We start from the raw sequence: 16327 nt of genomic DNA on the forward strand, positions 1-16327 counted from the left end.
CGGACGGAACCGCATACCTGTGGCCTAGACACCTCCAGAGTAGTCGGTTCCGGTGCCTTCTGACAAGCGGAAAGCCTGCCAGGGTTTTCACGCGTGGGGAAGGCGCGCCCGCCGCGGACATCAGAACTCCGCAAGGGACATCATGGGCGCTCACTCTGTGGGTGGTCGGTGGGGAACCGTTGCCGCGTCGGTCATGCGCCGTCCGGGACTCTCCGTCGCCGCCAAAGCTGTCTACGCCGCACTCGCGACCTATGCCGACAGGATCGGCTGGATCTGGGTGCGCCAGGAAACCATAGCCTCCGACCTGGAGCGTTCGCGCGCCTGGGTCCACGCCGCCATCGCCGAACTCGAGGCGCAGGGCCTGCTGCTGCACGACCGGCAATACATCGAAGGCCGCCAGCGGGCGAGCCGCTATCAGTTGCGCGACGGCATGGCGCGTCAGGCCTCGGACTCCCGAAGCGAGGCGCCCCGCGATCAGGTGTCAGGAGACGCTGACGCCGCTGTCGAGCCGGCTGACACGAGTCATCACGACGAAATAAAACAATCTCCCTCGACCCGCGAGGGCGCGGCTTCGGCCCCGGCATCGAACCAGGTTCCCGAGGATTGGGTGCCGACCAGCGCCGACGTGGTCTGGGCCAAGGCGCGGCATCCGGATCTGAACGTGCTGGCCTTCACCGAGAGCTTCGTCCTGTCCTGCCGAGCCAAGGGGTACCGCTACGCCGACCCGAGCGCCGCGTGGCGCCGCTGGCTGCTGGAACCCAAAGCCGCCTTGCCGTCGAACCCGTCCCGTAAACCGAAGACCCAGGAGAATTCCCATGGAAACCGCGGCCATGAAGCCGAGCCGGCGCCAAATTCCACGCCAAGCCCCGGAGCGGTCCGGCAACGTCGTGATGCTGGACAGAAGCCCGTCGGCCGTGGACCAGACCCGGAACTCTCAACTCACAATCGCGAACGGGCGGCTGCCTGCCTGGACCGACTCCTGGGCCGACGAGCCGGCCATCCACCTGCCGGACATGCCGGCTGAGATCGTCGAGGCGCTACCGGGCGCCATCGCGCGGGCCCGGGACGACTTGGCGGCCGGCGATCCGGCGGAGGTGCTGGCGGCGCTGACCACGCTGGCGTCACGGCGGGGCTTCCCGCTTCCCGACGATCTGGCGCTGGAACTGGATGTCGAGGTCATGGCGGGTTGGCCGCGCGATTTGTGGCGGAGAGCCTTCCGGGCCGTGTGGGAGCAGTTCGCGTATCGCCGCCTGCCGGAGGTCGCCGATTTCCGGCGCCACATCGCCGAGGATCTGGAGGAGCGGCGCGCCCGGCTCGACCGGCTGGACTCGCTGCGGCTGAAGCTGGAGACGGTGCGGCTGAAGCGTCAGTGGGACGAGGAGGCGCGCGGCCGTCGCGCTGGTAGGAGCTAATAGGAGTTGACGACCCCCGCTGGGCTTTTCGACATGCGGTCCGCGAGGAGCCACGCGTGATAGTGCATGGCGGCCCGCAAGGCGTAGACGAACAGCAGTGCCGGACGCGGGTTGACGCGGGCGAGGTGGAGGATGCGGCGTCGGTATTCCGATCGCAAGTCGGGCTCGCGGACCCACAGCATCAGGCGGGCGAACATCACGGTGGCGCGGACAAGGAAGCGCGCTTGCTCGCGGCGGCGGAGCCACGGCTTGCCCGTGAGCCGCGCGGTGCGTCCCTGGTCGCCGGAGAGGGGACCGTCGAGATAGAGCGCGTCCAACCGGTCGAAATAGGCCGCGGGTTCGCTCAGGTCGCGGAGGATGCGCAGGTAGCCGTCGCGCAGGACCATGCGGTCGAGCCGTTTGGGGATCACGTTGGTGCCGAAGGCGGGTTCGTCGTCGAGATCGAGGCGGCCTTCCGCCGCCAATCTGTCGTGCAGCGGCGTGGTCGGGATCGCGTTGAGCATGCCAACCATGGAACCGACGATGCGCGCCTCGGAGACGAAGCGGAGCTGGGCGTCGAAGATGGTGTCGTCGTCGTTGTCGAAACCCAGGATCATGCCGCTCCAGACCTCCAGGCCGGCGTTCTGGATGCCGTGGATCTTGCCCACCATCGTGCCGCCACGTCGCAGGTTCTGGAGCTTTTTGGTCTCACGCAGCGAGTCCTCGTTGGGCGTCTCGATGCCGACGAAGACGTTCACGATATTGGCCTCGACCATCAGGCGCATCAGGTCCGGCTCGTCGGCGAGGTCGAGCGACGCCTCGGTGAAGAAGGTCAGCGGGAAATCGCGCTCGCGCTGCCACTCGATCACCGGCCCCAGGATGTCGCGCATGGCGCGCTTGTTGGCGATCAGGTTGTCGTCGACGATGAAGACGATCTCCTGGCCCATGCGGTGGAGCAGGTCCAGTTCAGCCAGGATCTGGCGCACCGTCTTGATCCGGGGCCGCCGTCCGAACAGCACGATGATGTCGCAGAACTCGCAAGTGAAGGGACAGCCTCGGGTGAACTGGACATTGCCGAACGCGTAGCGCTTGAGGTCGAGCAGGTCGAGCCGCGGAGTTGGCAACAGGCTGAGGTCTGTCTTGTCCGCCTGCTGGTATCGTCTGGCCGGCGCGCCCCGGGACCAGTCCTCCAGGAAGCGGGGCCATGTTTCCTCCGCCTCGCCGATGAAGACCGTGTCGGCGAGCGTGCCGAAATAATCCTCGCTGACGCTGACCCAGGGGCCGCCGACCACGGTTGAACAGCCGCACGTCTTCAAGGCCTGGAGGATTTCGGTCATGCGGTGGCGCTGGACGATCATGCCGGTCAATCCGACGATGTCGGCGCGGGCGCACCGGTCGAAGTCGATCGGCGCGATGTTCTCGTCCATGATGGTGAGGGTGTGACCCGCCGGCGTCAGGGCCGCCAGCAGGGGCAGCGCCGCGGGGGGCATGTTGGCGCTGCGCCCCATGAAGGGCAGGGCGTGTTCCAACCCCCAGTAGGACATCTCGAACCGCGGGCTGATCAGGACGATGTCGGCCATGGTGCCTCCGGCGCTCCAGGCGCCCCCTCGATCCGTCAGCATCTTCCCGGAACGGATCGAGGATCAAGCGCTCCTTTGGGCTCAACCGCCGGAGAGCGTTCGCTTCAGCTTGCCCCACAGACCCTTGACGCGGGCGACCAGCCCCTGCTTGGGAGCTGCGCGCATCGCGAAGACCGGCTCCTTCGCCGCCGTGGCGGGAGTGGGTTTCGCGGGTGCCGTGACGCTGGGCTTCGCCGCTTCGGCCACCGGTCCCAGGCCCCAGAAGCGGGCGATGTGGTAGGTCGAGGAGATCCCGGCAGGCAGGATGAACGGGGCGGGAATACCGAGCTGGTCGTCGGCGTCGCCTTCGAGGATCGGGGCGCCATGGGGCATGTCGGCGATGTCGTACAACTCGACCACGGCGCGACCGTCGTTATCGCGCAGCAGCAGGTGGCGGTGGCCAGCCACTCTGTCCTCGTGCGCGGGAGCGGTGGCGCCGTGGAGGTTGGCCCACTGGTTCGCCAGTTCCGCCGCGTTCATCGGGGCCACCGTGCGGTCGCCGGTGCCGTGCCAGATCGACAGGATTGGCCAAGCTCCGGAGTGGCCGGTGGCGCCGCGCACCAGATCGCCCCATTCCTCCGCTGGCTTGGCGCGGCCCCGGAACATCGCGGTCAGCGCCTCCCGCAGGCCGAGGGCCGATTTATAGGGCAGTCCGGCGATGGCGCCGCCGCCGGCGAAGACCTCCGGGTATGTGGTTAGCATCACCACCGTCATGGCGCCGCCGGCGGACAGGCCGCTGACGAAGGTTCGGGCGGGATCGACGCCGTGGTCCTGGCGCATCCGTTCGACCATCTGGCGGATGGAGGCTGCCTCGCCGGTGTCGCGCTCGATGTCGCCGGGTTCGAACCAGTTGAAGCAGGTGCCCTGGTTGTTCTCCTTCCGCTGCTCCGGCAGCAGCAGCGCGAAGCCCCAGCGCTGGGCGAGCCGGGACCAGCCCGTGCCGTGGTCATACCCGGCGGCGGTCTGGCCGCAGCCATGCAGCGCCACGACCAGCGGCGCTCCGGCGCCAAGCCCGTCCGGCACGTATCGGTACATGGAGAGGTTGCCAGGGTTGGAGCCGAACTCCTCGATCTGGACGAGTTCCGGAGGGTTGGACACGTCGAGGCTCATGCGGGGCACCGGGGGTGTGGCATCGGATCAAGGGTCATGGCGACCGGGATATCGGAAAAGGACGGGGTGTCAATGTGTCAAACACGCGGGCCAACGAATACGCCCGCCGCGCTGAAGAAGAATGGGGACATTCTGGTTTGATGTTTCAGGAAGCCGCTTGGATGAGCAACTTCAATCCAGAATGTCCCCATACTTGATGCTCAGCCGCGGAGAGGTTGTCTTACGACGCCGTTTCCCGCGCGTCGATCGCGGCCAAGCCGCCGCGCGCGACCTCGACGTCCTGGGCGCCGGTGCCCGAGCCAACGCCGATGGCACCAACGCAGTGGCTGTCTATGAAGATCGGCAGGCCGCCTTCGGCGTTGGTCAGGCGGCCGCCCGACGCGATCGCCAGCTTGATCTCCATCGACGGGTTCATGCCGCCGGTCGGCACGCGGTGCGAGGCGGCCGAGAGCGCCTTCGACTTCGAGGTTTCGATCGACAGGAACTTGGCGCCGTCCATCCGGACGAAGGCCAGCAAGTTGCCGCCGTCGTCCACGACGGTGATGTTCTGCGGGACGCCGATCTCCTGGGCCTTGGCGATGGCGCCGGACAGGACTTTCAGGGCGCCTTCATGGGTCAGCTTGAGGGCCGGCTTGGTCGTCATGGTCTCATCCACTCCTTGGTGGGCCGGCGGATCGCTTCCGCCAGCCGGGTCATCATGCGGCTCGCGGCGGTGAGTTCATCGACCGCGATCCATTCGTCCGCCTTGTGGGCGCGGGCGATGTCGCCGGGGCCGCATACCACGGATGGGATGCCGGCGGCAGCGTAAAGGCCAGCCTCGGTCCCGAAACTAAGGGTTACCGGATCCCCGTTGTGGCCAGCCAGCCTAGCGGTGGCGCTGAGCGCGGGGGAGGAGCCGGGACAGTCCAGGGCGGGGTAGGCCGACAGCTCCTCGACGATGATGTCGGCCTCGGGTGCCCGCTCGCGCAGCCGGGTCCGTTCCGCCGCGACCAAGGAGTCGGCGCGCGCCAGCAGGGCGGCGACATCCTCGCCCGGCATGTGGCGCAGCTCGAACTCCAGCACGGCGTGGTCGGGCACCAGGTTGAGGGCGCCGCCGCCGTGGAGGGAGCCGACATGCAGGGTGCTCCAGGGCGGGTCGAAACTGGCGCCGGCGGCGCCCGCCTCCAGCCCGCGCGCGAGTTGGCCAAGACCGTGGACGATGGCGGCGGCCGCCTCCACCGCGTTCGCCGCCAGATGGGGCAGGGCGGAGTGTCCGGTCCGGCCGGTCACCGTGACGCGCCGGGCGGTCTTGCCCTTGTGGGCGCGCGCCACCTTGAGCCCCGTCGGCTCGCCGATGATCGCCAGGGCTGGGAGCGCCGGCAGGGCGGCCACGGCGCGGACGAGGTCGGGCGCCCCCTTGCAGCCGACCTCCTCGTCATAGGAGAGGGCGATGTGGATGGGCGTGCCCGCGGAGGAGGCGACGAATTCCGGCACATGGGCCAGCACCACGGCGATGAAGCCCTTCATGTCGGTGGCGCCGCGCCCGACGATGCGGCCATCCTTGACGGTGCCGGTGAAGGGCGGCGAGGTCCAGGGCTGTCCGGCCACCGGCACCACGTCGGTGTGGGCCGAGAGCACGACACCGGGCTTGGAGGCGTCGCCGATGGTCGCGAGGATGGATGCCTTGGTGCCGTCGACGGAATACACCCGCTCCGAAACCACTCCATGCGAAGACAAGTAAATCTCGATATAATTCACTATATCGAGGTTTGAATTTGAGCTTATACTTTCAAACCCTATGAGATCACACAATATTTGTTGTGCATCTTCTTGGTATCTGCTATCCATTATACATCATCCTGACAGTCCGGAGACGAAAGTGACCTACTCCATCGCCGCGCGGTGCCCCGATACCGGAGCCTTTGGCATCGCCATCACCTCGTCGAGCATCGCGGTGCCCAGCCGCTGCGCCTGGGTCGGTCCCTTGGGTCTCATCGTGACTCAAAACGTCACGGACCCCGCTTTGGGTCCAACCGGATTGACCCTGTTGCGTCAAGGTTTGGGAGCGGGCGCCGTGCTGTCGACGCTCAAGCTGGGAACTCCCGATCCGGAATGGCGTCAGGTCGGGGTGATAGACCGCTATGGCCGCGTCGCTTGGCATTCCGGCGCCAAGGCGCTTGGCACCGCCAACGCCGTCGAGGGGAACGAGTGCCTGGCGCTGGGCAATCTGCTGGCGAACCCGGATGTCCCCAAGGTGATGGTCGACCACTTCACCCGGTCGCGCGGACTGAGCCTGCCGGAGCGGCTGATGCGGGCGCTGGAGGCTGGCCTTGAAGCGGGCGGCGAGACCGACGACGAGCACGCCGCCGGCCTGCACGTCGCGCACCAGCTGGACTGGCCGGTGGTCGATCTGCGGGTCGATTGGCATGAGGCGCCGATTGGTGCGCTTCGCGAGTTGTGGACGCGCTACGAGCCGCAGCAGGCCGATTACGTCACCCGCGCCCGCACCCCGGCGGGGGCGCCCTCGTTTTAGAGAAGTCACGCCGGGTCGCCTTCGACCGGGAAGGCGGTCAGGTCGGTCGTTCCGAAGCGGAGGCCGACCTGACCGCCGACCGGCCAGCGGGTGATCGCGTCGACGCCCGGCAGGCGGACGAGGATGCGGTCGCGCGACAGGGCCGGCGCCTCGACATAGACGTCGACATGGCCGCCCTGGAAGATGTGGGTCGAGACGGTGCCCCGCAGGGTGCCGGCCTCGCCGGCGGGGGCGAGCTGGATGTGCTCCGGCCGGACGAACAGGTCGATGGCGGCGCCGGACGCCACGTCGTTCAGGGGACCGGCCGGGACGATGACAGGGATGCCGCCGACGGTGGCCACCGCCTCGCTCGACTGGCGCGATCCCAACCGGGCCTTCAGCACGTTGACATCGCCGACGAAGGACGCGACGAAGCGGTCGGCTGGGCGGCGGTAGATCTCGTCGGGGGTGGCGATCTGGCGGATGCGGCCGGCGGACATCACGGCGATGCGGTCGGACATGCTCAGCGCCTCGCCCTGGTCGTGGGTGACGAAGATCGTGGTGACGCCAAGTTCGCGTTGGATCTCCTTCAACTCGACCTGCATCGAGCCGCGCAGGTTCTTGTCCAGCGCGGAGAACGGCTCGTCGAGCAGCAGCACCTTGGGCCGGATCACCAAGGCGCGCGCCAGCGCCACCCGCTGCTGCTGGCCGCCCGACAGCTGGCGCGGCCTGCGGTCGGCGTAGCCTGTCAGCTTGACCAACGCCAGGGCCTGTTCCACCCGGCGGGCGATCTCCGCCTTGGGCACGCCGCGCATGCGGAGGCCGTAGCCGATGTTCTTGGCCACGTCCATATGCGGGAACAGCGCGTAGTTCTGGAAGACGATGCCGATCTCCCGCTTGTGGGCGGGGGTTTCGGTGACCAGCGTGCCGTCGATGAAGATCTCGCCGCCGTCTGTGTCCAGGAACCCCGCCACCAGGTTCAGCAGCGTCGTTTTTCCGCAGCCGGACGGTCCCAGCAGGGTCATGAACTCGCCGCTGGGGATCTTCAGCCAGGCCTCGTGGAGGGCGACCGAGCCGCCGAATTTCTTGGTGACGCCATCGAGTTGGACGGCGGCTCGACGGGGGGCGTCCTCGATCACCGGGGAGCCCGCCGGCATCGTCTTAGCGGCCCTGCTCGACATTCAACACCTTTCCAAGTCCGAGATAAGCGTTCGCGAGGCTGAGAAGCACGGCGGTGACCACGATGTAGATGACCGACAAGGCGGCCAGGGTCGGGTCGGCGTACTCGCGGACGTAGTTGTACATGGCGACCGGCAAGGTCTGGGTCGCCTGGGTGGTGACGAACAGCGAGGCCGTGAACTCGTTGAACGACAGGATCGCGGCGAACAGCCAGCCGCTGACCAGACCCGGCACCAGCAGCGGCAGCGTCACCGTCAGCAGGATCTTGAGCGGCGAGGCGCCCAGGCTGGCCGCCGCCAGTTCCAGCCGCGTGTCCAGGTTCTGGAGCGAGATGTAGGCGCAGCGCATCACGAAGGGCAGCACCAGCACCACGTGGCAGAACACGATCAGCGGATATCCCCGCGGCAGGCCGGTCTGCGCCGCCAGCATCAGCAGCCCAAGCCCGATGGTGAAGTGCGGTACGATCAGGGGCGACAGCAGCAGGCCTTCCAGCGCCCGCTTGAACTTGAACTGGTAGCGGTTGATCGCGAAGGCGAAGGCCGCCCCCACCACCAGGGCGATGGTCGAGGCCCACAGCGTCACCGTCAGCCCGGCTTGGAAGCCCTTCTTGAAGTCGCCGTAAGAGACGGCCCGCTCGAACCAGCGGAACGAGTAGGCGCTGGGAGGAAAGGTGAGGATCGCCTTGGAATTGAAGGCGGCGATCGTGACCACCACGGCGGGCAGGATGATGAAGCCCAGGATCGCGGCGATCAGGAGCTTGCCCGAGATCCCGAGCAGCCGTTGCGGCAGGGGTTGGCGCATCTCAGTGCTCCCCGAGCTTTTCGAGCGGGCGCATGACCCGTTTCAGCAACGCCAGCACCACCAGCGTCAGCGCCAGTCCGGCGACCGACAGGGTGGCGGCGAACGGAAAGTTGAACGAGGCGAAGCCCAGCTGGTAGACCAGCGTCGAGATCGTGTTGACCCTGCCGCCACCGATCAGCTGGGGTGTCGCGAAGGCGCTGAAGGTCCAGGCGAAGGCGGTCGTGACTCCCGCGATGATGCCAGGCATCGACAGCGGCAGCGTCACCGTCAGGAATGCCCGGATCGGACCGGCGCCCAGGCTTTCGGCCGCCTTCTCGTAGTCGCGGTCGATATGCGACAGCGCCGCCGCCAGCATGATCACCATGACCGGCAAGGTCACGTGGACCAGCGCCACGACGACCCCGAAACTGGTGAACATGAACTGCACGGGCTTCTGGATCAGCCCCAGTCCCATCAGCACGCTGTTGATGAAGCCGTTGTTGCCCAGCACGATCATCCAGGAATATGTCCGGACCACCTCGCCCAGGAACAGCGGCGTCACGGCGATGATCAGGATCACCGACTTCAGCGCCTTGTTGCGGGTCCGGACCAGGGCGTAGGCCAGCGGATAGCCCAGCAGCAGGGTTATCACGGCGGTCTCGAAGCACAGCGCCACGGTCTGCAGGAAGGCGCTGCCGTAGATCGGCTTCAGCAGGTCGGCGAAGTTGCCGAGCGTGAAGCCGCCGACGTCGAGCGATCCCGGGATGTAGGCCCGCAGGCTGTACTGGAAGACCGCCGCTAGGGCGGCGGCGAGCCCAAGCGCCACCAGCCCCGCCGGAGAGACGAACCAGCCGAGGAAGGGTCGTCGTGTCATCAATTCAAACCCGGTGTGGGGATCAGCGTGAGATCATGTTTTCGGCGAACCACTTCCGCCACTCGGCGGTCTTCTCCGCGCGGAGCTTGTGGTCGATCACGATCGCCTGGCTGTTCCACTGCTCGGCCTTGGTGAAGACGCCGGGCAAGGCGGCGGTCTCGGCGTCGACCTTGGCGTTGAGCACGACGGGGCTGCCCTTCTTGATCTCGGCGATCTTGGCCTGGACCTCGGGGTCGAGCGCGGTGTTGATGAATTTATAGGCAAGCTCGGCGTTCTTCGAGCCCTTCATGATTGCCATGGTGTCGACGCCCAGAATGGCGCCCTCCTTCGGCACGACCAGTTTGATGTCGACGCCCTGGTCGATCATGTAATAGGCGTTCATCGATAGCACGACCTGCACCGGCGTCTCGCCGGTGGCGAAAAGCTGCTGGCTGTTGGCATCGTTGGTGTAGAACGCCTTGAAGTTGGGCTTCAGCTCCAGGAGCTTGGGCTGACCCTTCTCCCAGGTGGCGGCGTCGGCACCCGACAGCAGCGCCGCGACGTTGATGATGTGGCTGGGATCGAAGTCGGGGGCGGCCAGCATGCCCTTGAGCTTGGGCGACCACAGGTCCTGCCAGCTGGAGAAGGTCACGCCCTCGGGCACCAGGTCGGGGCGGTAGCCGATCGTGTAGACATAGGCCCAGGAGCCGATGTGGTACGGGCTGATCTTGGCCTGTTCCACCAGGTTGGCGGCGTTCGGAACCTTGGACAGGTCCAGCGTCTCGTAGAGCTCGTCGGAGGCGTAGAGCCAACCGACATGGGAGGTCGTGAAGGTGATGTCGCTTTCCGGCGCGCCCTTGGCGAGCTTGGCCTTGTTCAGCCGGTCCATGGTGCCGCCGGTCACGTATTCGACCTCGACGCCGGTATCGGCGGTGAACTTCTGGCCGATCGCCTCGTCGATCAGGTCGCGGAAGCTGCCGCCCCAGGTGCTGACCACCAGCTTGTCGGCGGCCTGCGCCGGAACGACGGCCAGGATGGCTGCCGCCAACCCCATGGCGATGAAATGCGGCTTCATGTCTGTCTTCCCCTGTTGCCTGTACCCTGAAATTCGTTAGCTAAGAAAATAGCAAGGATTGTGCCAGTTGAATGAATGAGAGTGTGACAGGGATTGGGGTGATGTCAGAAATGATGGATGCACAAATATTGATCTTCATCGCCTTAGGAATGAACAAGATCCAATGTTGTTAATTCTGTGTTTTAGGGTACGGAAAAAACACCCGCGAACCTTTAGGTCTGCGGTTTCATTTACTTCATTATTAGTGTTGCCGTAGGTCGGCTAGAGCGAAGCGGCAGCCGACATCGACGTGCCGGCTTGTCGGGTGCCGCTTCGCTTTACCCGACCTACGGCTCGCATGACATCGCGTCCAGACGCCGGTAGGCCCGGTTGGAGAAGACCAGCGGCTCGGAGGGAGCCGTCGCCAGCGCCAGCACCTCGCCGGCGATGATGCGGTGGGAGCCGAAGTCGAACACCTTGGCGACCCGGCAGTCGAAGCCGCACAGCGCGCCGTCGAGCACCGGGGCGCCGGTCTCCAGCAGTGACCAGGAGCCGGCGGCGAAGCGGTCGTCCCGCAATTCCGGGATGGCGCCCGCGAAGCTGTCGGCGACGCGCGTTTGGTCCTGCCGCAGGACGTTGGCGCAGAACACGCCGTTGGCCAGCAGGGTTTCCAGCGCCTTGCTCCTGTTGTGGACGCAGAGCACGACCGAGGGCGGCTCCATGGACAGCGAGCAGAGCGTCGAGACGGTCAGTCCCGCGCGGCCCTGGGCGCCGTCGGTCGTCACCACCGCGACGCCGGAGGCGGTCAGGCGCATCGCCTCGCGGAACAGCGCCGGATCGACGGGGCGCGCGGCGGACACGGTCTCCGCGATCATTGCGGCCGTCCCGTCACCTTATCCGACAGGTCGGCGGCCTTCCGGACGAAGTCGAGCGGGCCGGAGAAGTCGAAGCTGTTGTAGACGGCGGCCAAGTGGTTGAAGTGCGGCGCCTGGGCGAACTGGACGAAGGTCAGCCTGTGGCCGGCGTAGTCGGAGTTCAGCAGGTCGCGGCCGAAGGCCAGCAGCTTGCGGCGGTCCTCCGCCTCCCATTCCTCGTTCAGCGTATAGAACTTGTTGAGCCAGCCCGACGTGCCGGGCGAATTGAACGCCGCCGCGTTGGGGGTGACGCAGATCTGGCCACCGCACAGCTCGCGGGCGATGTGCATCATGTTCGGCAGGTTGGAGCAGCCGAACACCCGGCCGGCGTAGAGCATCGACTGTTGCGGCATCAGCAATCCGCCGGGGCTGCGTTCGGCCATCGCGATCGAGGCGGTCAGGTGGGCGTTGATGCCCTCGCGGTAGCAAACCAGATCGGCCAGCTTCTCGCGGACCGACTGGAGCTTGTCCAACCCGGTCTGCTTGGCGTTCCACATGGCGGTGCCGATCATCATGTCGGCGACGTAGAGCAGGCGGAGGACGTAGGGGAACGCCGAATAACGGTGCAGGGTGCTCCGGACGAACTGGGCCGCCTTGGTGTGGCGGTAGAAGAAGACGTCCTCCCACGGGATCAGCACGTCGTCGAACACGACCAGCGCCTCGACCTCGTCGAACTTGTTGGCGAGCGGATAATCCGCCGGGTCGCCGCGTCCCGCGAAACCGGCGCGGCAGATGTGCCGCACGCCGGGGGCGCCCATCTTGACGATGCAGCCTACGGCGTAGTCGGACAACTTGTCGTTGGCCCAGGCGCCGACGGTGGGCTTGAGATAGGCTTGGTCGGCGTAGGCCGCCGCCGTCTCGTACTTGGCGCCCCGGATGACGATGCCGGCGTCGGTCTCGCGGGTGACGTGGACCATCAGGTCCGGGTCCTGGTCCTGCGGCGCCCGCGACCGGTCGCCCTTGGGGTCCGTGTTGGCCGAGACGTGGAAGACGTCCTTCTCGATCACCGCCCGGATGTGGTGGTCGATGTTGTCGGAGAACCGGGGGTCGATCTCGGCCAGCACGTCGCGCCCGTCCTGCAGCGACCACATCTCGCCGATCGTCTCGTCGCCGACGCGGGTGACGACGCCGCCGATGTCCTTCATCACGGCGTCGACGGCGGCGATCTTGTCGCTCCAGTCCTTCTGTTCGGTCGGCGGGCGGTAGAAGACCGAGTGGCGCTGGTTGTCCTCGACATAGGAGAGGGTGGCCCGGTGGGCCTCCTCGTGCGCCATGTCGTACATGCGCGCCTTGACGTCGATGATCGGTTTGAGGGCGGGATGCTTGGTGACGTCGGCGACCTTCTCGCCATCGATCCAGACCTCTCGGCCGTCGCGCAAGCCAGCCCGATATTCATCGCCCGTACGGATCATCACGCTCTCCCACAATCATCTAGACCAATGGTGCACCGCACTTTAGCATCGGGAAAATATTTTTAGCTTTTCATCTGGATTGGAAAAGCCAATGCACCTGTCGATCCGGGTCCTGCGCTATGTGGTCGAAACCGCCGACGCCGGCAGCGTGACGGAGGCGGCGAAGCGGCTGAACGTGTCGCAGCCGTCCGTGTCCACCGCCGTGGCGCAGGTGGAGGCGGAACTGGGGGTTCAGATCTTCGTCCGTCATCACGCGCGCGGCGTCTCGCTGTCGGCGGCGGGGCAGAAGTTCGTCAATGACGCCCGCCTGCTGCTCACCCATTTCCGGGACTTCGCCCAGAATGCCCAGACGCTGGGCGACGCGCTGCGCGGCGAGATCATGGTCGGGAGCTTCGTGACGTTGGCGGCGCGGTTCATGCCGGGGCTGCTGTCCGGCTTCGCGCGGCGGGCGCCGGGCATCTCGGTTCGGCTGGAGGAGGGCGACCAGAAGGATATCCTGGAGGGGCTGACCAGCGGCCGGACCGAGATCGCGGTGTCGTACTCGTTCTCGGTGCCGGACGAGATCCTGGGGGAGCGGTTGGCCGACCTGCCGCCCCATGTGATCGTCTCGGCCGATCATCCGCTGGCGCGGCGGAAGCGGGTCAGCCTGACGGAGTTCGCGGACGAGCCGTTCATCCTGCTCGACCTGCCCCATTCGCGGGATTATTTCCAAGGCTTGTTCGCCGCCTGCGGGATGGAGCCGCGGGTCGGGATGCGCTCGCGATCGTACGAGCTGATCCGGGGGCTGGTCGGCCACGGGCACGGCTACGCGATCTTCAACGTCGTGCCCCGGACGATGATCGGCTATGACGGCAGCCGGATCGCCGTGCTGCCGATCATCGAGCCGCTGGCTCCCACCCACATCACCAGCCTGCGCCTGCGCCGCCAGTCGGTGCGGCCGGCGGTCCAGGCCTTCGCCGACTTCCTGCGCGAGGCCTTCGCCCCCGGCGGCGTCTTCGAGCCGGGATCAATAGCCCCGCCGCGGATCGACGCGGTGGAGGACCTCCCGGCCTGAGCGGATGCGGCGGATGTTCTCAGCGATCTGGCGCGCCGCCGATTTAGGGATGGCGACCGAGGCCAGATGCGGCGTGATCAGCACGTTCCCCATGGCCCACAAGGGATTGTCGGGCGACAGGGGTTCGCGCTCGAACACGTCCAGGGTCGCCTCCGCGATGCTGCCGTCGGTCAGCGCCGCGATCATCGCCGCCTCGTCCACCACGGCGCCGCGCGACACGTTGATCAGCTTGGCCCCCGGCGGCAGCAATGCCAGGTGGCGGGCGTCGAGCAGCCCGTCGGTCTCCGGCGTCAGCGGCAGCATCACCACCAGGATGTCGGAGCGGGCGAGAAAGTCCGGCAACTCGTCCGGCCCCGCCATGCAGGCGATGCCGTCGAGGTTCTTGCGCGTTCGCGACCAGCCGGCGACGTCGAAGCCCTGGCGCGCCAGTTCCAGGGCGGCCGCCGCTCCCAGTTCGCCGAGGCCAAGCACGCCGACGCGGGTCGTCTCCGGGCCGCGCGGGTGGATGTAGTGCCAGCGCCGCTCGCGCTGGGCGCGTTCGAAGATGTGGATGTCGCGGGCGTAGCGCAGCACGGCGAACAGCACGTAGCCGGCCATCATCCGTGCCATCTCCGGGTCGGACAGGCGGGTGATCGGCACGTCGGGCAGGTCGGTCCGCCCGACCAGCGCGTCGACCCCGGCTCCCAGGTTGACCACCAGGGACAACGACGGGTAGTCGGCGAAGAAGCCGTGGGGCGGTTTCCAGACCAGCGAGTAGCGGACGCTGGCGGGGTCGTCGATCTCGTCGGCCCGCCGCACCGCCAAGTCCGGCAATTCCGCTTCGAGGAACCCGCGCCAGATCTCCAGCTTGTCGAACTGGCTGTGGAAGACCATGGTTTCCCGGGTCATGCCGGCCGTCCCAGGCCAAAGGACCTCCGTTGGGCGATCAGGCCGGAGATGGCGGTCAGCGCTAGTTCGTAGCCGGCGACGCCCAGGCCAGCGATCACGCCGGTGGCGGCGCGGGAGACATGGGAGTGGTGGCGGAACGGCTCGCGTTTCCAGATATTGCTCATATGGGCCTCCATGATCGGTCCGTCGAACGCCAGAAGGGCGTCGAGGATCGACACCGAGGTATAGGTCAACCCGGCGGCGTTGATCACGATCCCATCGGCGGACGCGCGCGCCTCCTGGATCCAGTCGATGATGACGCCTTCGTGGTTGGACTGGCGGAAATCCAGTTCCAGCCCCAGGGTGGCCGCGTGCTCCTCGCACCGCGTCCGGATCGCGGGGAAACTGTCGCTGCCGTAAAGCCCATTCTTATCAAGGCCGTAGAGATTGGCGTTAGGCCCGTTGATGAAGAGGACGACAGGCGGTTTCGGCATGGGATCTCCTGTGGGAACGGCGGCGGGGCCGGGCATCGAGGGTGATGCCCAGCCTAGCCGTCGTTCCCGATCGGGGGGAAATCGAAAATTCCTATGCCGTGGATCCGCCTGACCAGCGGTCCCGACGCACTGTCGGGACCGCCTTGGGTCAGAGTGGTTTCAGGTTCGCTTCGATCTGGGCGCGCCGCGCCTCCAGGAAGGGCGGCAGGGACAGCTTCTCGCCCAGCGTCTCCATCGGCTCGTCGGTGGCGAAGCCCGGACCGTCGGTCGCGATCTCGAACAGCACGCCGTTTGGCTCCCGGAAATAGAGGCTGCGGAAGTAGTAGCGGTCGACCGGTCCGCTCGACGGCATCCGCACCCGCTCCAGCCGGTCGGCCCAAGCCTCGTAATCCGCGTCGGGAACGCGGAACGCCACGTGATGGACGCTACCCGCTCCCGGCTGCGACGGGTCGAGGTCCGGCCGCACGGCGACGTGGAGTTCCGCCGCGGCCCCGCCGCCGCCCATCTGGAAGACATGGGTGCGGGAGTTGGCCGCCCCTGGCGTTTCATAGTCGCGGACCTGCTCCATGTTCATGACGCGGGTCAGGACCAGCTCGGTCGGCTTGAGGTCGGGCACCGTCATCGTGATGGGACCGAGCCCCCGGATCTGGTGTTCCGCCGGGACGGGGCTGCGATCCCACGGGTGGGCCGGACCGGCGCCGCCGTCATCGACCAGGCTGAGCCGCTGGCCTTCGAAATCCTCGAAGTCCAGGGTCAGGCGGCCATCCCGCTCGATGACCTCGGCGTGGGAGACGCCGGCCTCCGCGAGATGCCGTTTCCACCAAGCCAGCGTCTCCTGTCCGGAAACGCGGAGCGCCGTGCGGGTGATGCTGTGGTTGCCGCGCCGCTCGCGCCCGACCGGCCAGTCGAAGAAGGTGATGTCCGATCCGGGCGAGGCGATGGCGTCGGCGTAGAACAGGTGGTACGCGCTGACATCGTCCTGGTTGACCGTCTTCTTGACCATCCGCATGCCCAGGGTCTTCGTGTAGAAGGCGTGGTTGCGCGGGGCGTCGGCGGAAACGGCGGTCAGGTGGTGGATGCCGGTGAGTTGCATGATCCAGGTTCCTTCG

The 16327-nt window shown here is 66.9% G+C and carries 17 protein-coding genes; 4 read left to right on the plus strand and 13 right to left on the minus strand.

Annotated elements, in window-relative coordinates; genetic code table 11:
- Positions 1 to 193: 193 nt before the first annotated feature.
- Complete coding sequence (locus N825_RS25490; protein WP_037458291.1) at positions 194 to 1024, plus strand: helix-turn-helix domain-containing protein; 831 nt, start codon at positions 194 to 196, stop codon at positions 1022 to 1024.
- Positions 1014 to 1412 (plus strand): hypothetical protein, encoded by a 399-nt coding sequence (locus N825_RS25495; RefSeq protein ID WP_037458292.1) that lies wholly within the window; start codon positions 1014 to 1016, stop codon positions 1410 to 1412. The genes N825_RS25490 and N825_RS25495 overlap by 11 nt, the downstream gene beginning before the upstream one ends.
- Here N825_RS25495 and N825_RS25500 read toward each other — a convergent pair.
- The 4 genes from N825_RS25500 to argE all read right to left on the minus strand — a co-directional run bounded on the left by N825_RS25500 (position 1409) and on the right by argE (position 5947).
- Positions 1409 to 2971, minus strand: a complete 1563-nt coding sequence (locus N825_RS25500) for a B12-binding domain-containing radical SAM protein (RefSeq protein WP_037458294.1) — start codon at positions 2969 to 2971, stop codon at positions 1409 to 1411. The two genes, N825_RS25495 and N825_RS25500, sit on opposite strands and share 4 nt — an antisense overlap.
- An 81-nt stretch (positions 2972 to 3052) precedes the next feature.
- Positions 3053 to 4120, minus strand: a complete 1068-nt coding sequence (locus N825_RS25505) for an extracellular catalytic domain type 1 short-chain-length polyhydroxyalkanoate depolymerase (RefSeq protein ID WP_051513058.1) — start codon at positions 4118 to 4120, stop codon at positions 3053 to 3055.
- 220 nt (positions 4121 to 4340) lie between these two features.
- Positions 4341 to 4763 carry a GlcG/HbpS family heme-binding protein gene (locus tag N825_RS25510; RefSeq protein WP_037458296.1) on the minus strand — a complete coding sequence of 141 codons (423 nt, stop codon included), beginning with the start codon at positions 4761 to 4763 and terminating at the stop codon, positions 4341 to 4343.
- Complete coding sequence (gene argE / locus N825_RS25515; protein ID WP_037458297.1) at positions 4760 to 5947, minus strand: acetylornithine deacetylase; 1188 nt, start codon at positions 5945 to 5947, stop codon at positions 4760 to 4762. The genes N825_RS25510 and argE overlap by 4 nt, the downstream gene beginning before the upstream one ends.
- Before the next feature lie 31 nt (positions 5948 to 5978).
- Here argE and N825_RS25520 point away from each other — a divergent pair, with 31 nt between their 5' ends.
- Positions 5979 to 6632 carry a DUF1028 domain-containing protein gene (locus N825_RS25520; RefSeq protein WP_037458299.1) on the plus strand — a complete coding sequence of 218 codons (654 nt, stop codon included), beginning with the start codon at positions 5979 to 5981 and terminating at the stop codon, positions 6630 to 6632.
- A gap of 5 nt (positions 6633 to 6637) precedes the next feature.
- Here N825_RS25520 and N825_RS25525 read toward each other — a convergent pair whose 3' ends face one another.
- The 6 genes from N825_RS25525 to N825_RS25550 form a co-directional block, all read right to left on the minus strand.
- On the minus strand, positions 6638 to 7792 hold the full coding sequence (locus tag N825_RS25525; protein ID WP_051513059.1) for an ABC transporter ATP-binding protein: 1155 nt from the start codon (positions 7790 to 7792) through the stop codon (positions 6638 to 6640).
- The gene (locus N825_RS25530; RefSeq protein WP_037458302.1) at positions 7773 to 8591 is read right to left on the minus strand and encodes an ABC transporter permease; all 819 of its coding nucleotides are present in this window, start codon (positions 8589 to 8591) and stop codon (positions 7773 to 7775) included. The genes N825_RS25525 and N825_RS25530 overlap by 20 nt, the downstream gene beginning before the upstream one ends.
- Before the next feature lies 1 nt (position 8592).
- On the minus strand, positions 8593 to 9444 hold the full coding sequence (locus N825_RS25535) for an ABC transporter permease (RefSeq protein ID WP_037458303.1): 852 nt from the start codon (positions 9442 to 9444) through the stop codon (positions 8593 to 8595).
- Positions 9445 to 9466: 22 nt separating this feature from the next.
- Positions 9467 to 10498 carry a polyamine ABC transporter substrate-binding protein gene (locus N825_RS25540; protein ID WP_051513061.1) on the minus strand — a complete coding sequence of 344 codons (1032 nt, stop codon included), beginning with the start codon at positions 10496 to 10498 and terminating at the stop codon, positions 9467 to 9469.
- 326 nt (positions 10499 to 10824) lie between these two features.
- Positions 10825 to 11352, minus strand: coding sequence for a flavin reductase family protein (locus N825_RS25545; RefSeq protein ID WP_037458305.1), 528 nt, complete (start codon positions 11350 to 11352; stop codon positions 10825 to 10827).
- Entirely contained in the window at positions 11349 to 12803 is a 1455-nt protein-coding gene (locus N825_RS25550) for a 4-hydroxyphenylacetate 3-hydroxylase family protein (protein WP_037458307.1), read from the minus strand. Before N825_RS25550 ends, N825_RS25545 begins: the two co-directional genes overlap by 4 nt.
- Before the next feature lie 91 nt (positions 12804 to 12894).
- Here N825_RS25550 and N825_RS25555 point away from each other — a divergent pair, with 91 nt between their 5' ends.
- A complete protein-coding gene (locus N825_RS25555; protein ID WP_037458309.1) occupies positions 12895 to 13857 on the plus strand; it encodes a LysR family transcriptional regulator in 963 nt (320 codons plus the stop codon).
- On the opposite strand, the gene N825_RS25560 is transcribed toward N825_RS25555, so the two are convergent.
- The 3 genes from N825_RS25560 to N825_RS25570 form a co-directional block, all read right to left on the minus strand.
- On the minus strand, positions 13810 to 14745 hold the full coding sequence (locus N825_RS25560; RefSeq protein WP_037458311.1) for a 2-hydroxyacid dehydrogenase: 936 nt from the start codon (positions 14743 to 14745) through the stop codon (positions 13810 to 13812). The two genes, N825_RS25555 and N825_RS25560, sit on opposite strands and share 48 nt — an antisense overlap.
- Positions 14742 to 15218, minus strand: coding sequence for a type II 3-dehydroquinate dehydratase (locus N825_RS25565; RefSeq protein ID WP_037458313.1), 477 nt, complete (start codon positions 15216 to 15218; stop codon positions 14742 to 14744). Before N825_RS25565 ends, N825_RS25560 begins: the two co-directional genes overlap by 4 nt.
- A 148-nt stretch (positions 15219 to 15366) precedes the next feature.
- Positions 15367 to 16311 (minus strand): ring-cleaving dioxygenase, encoded by a 945-nt coding sequence (locus N825_RS25570; protein WP_037458315.1) that lies wholly within the window; start codon positions 16309 to 16311, stop codon positions 15367 to 15369.
- Positions 16312 to 16327 lie beyond the last annotated feature (16 nt).

The sequence above is a fragment of the Skermanella stibiiresistens SB22 genome (assembly GCF_000576635.1).
GTDB classification, from domain to species: domain Bacteria; phylum Pseudomonadota; class Alphaproteobacteria; order Azospirillales; family Azospirillaceae; genus Skermanella; species Skermanella stibiiresistens.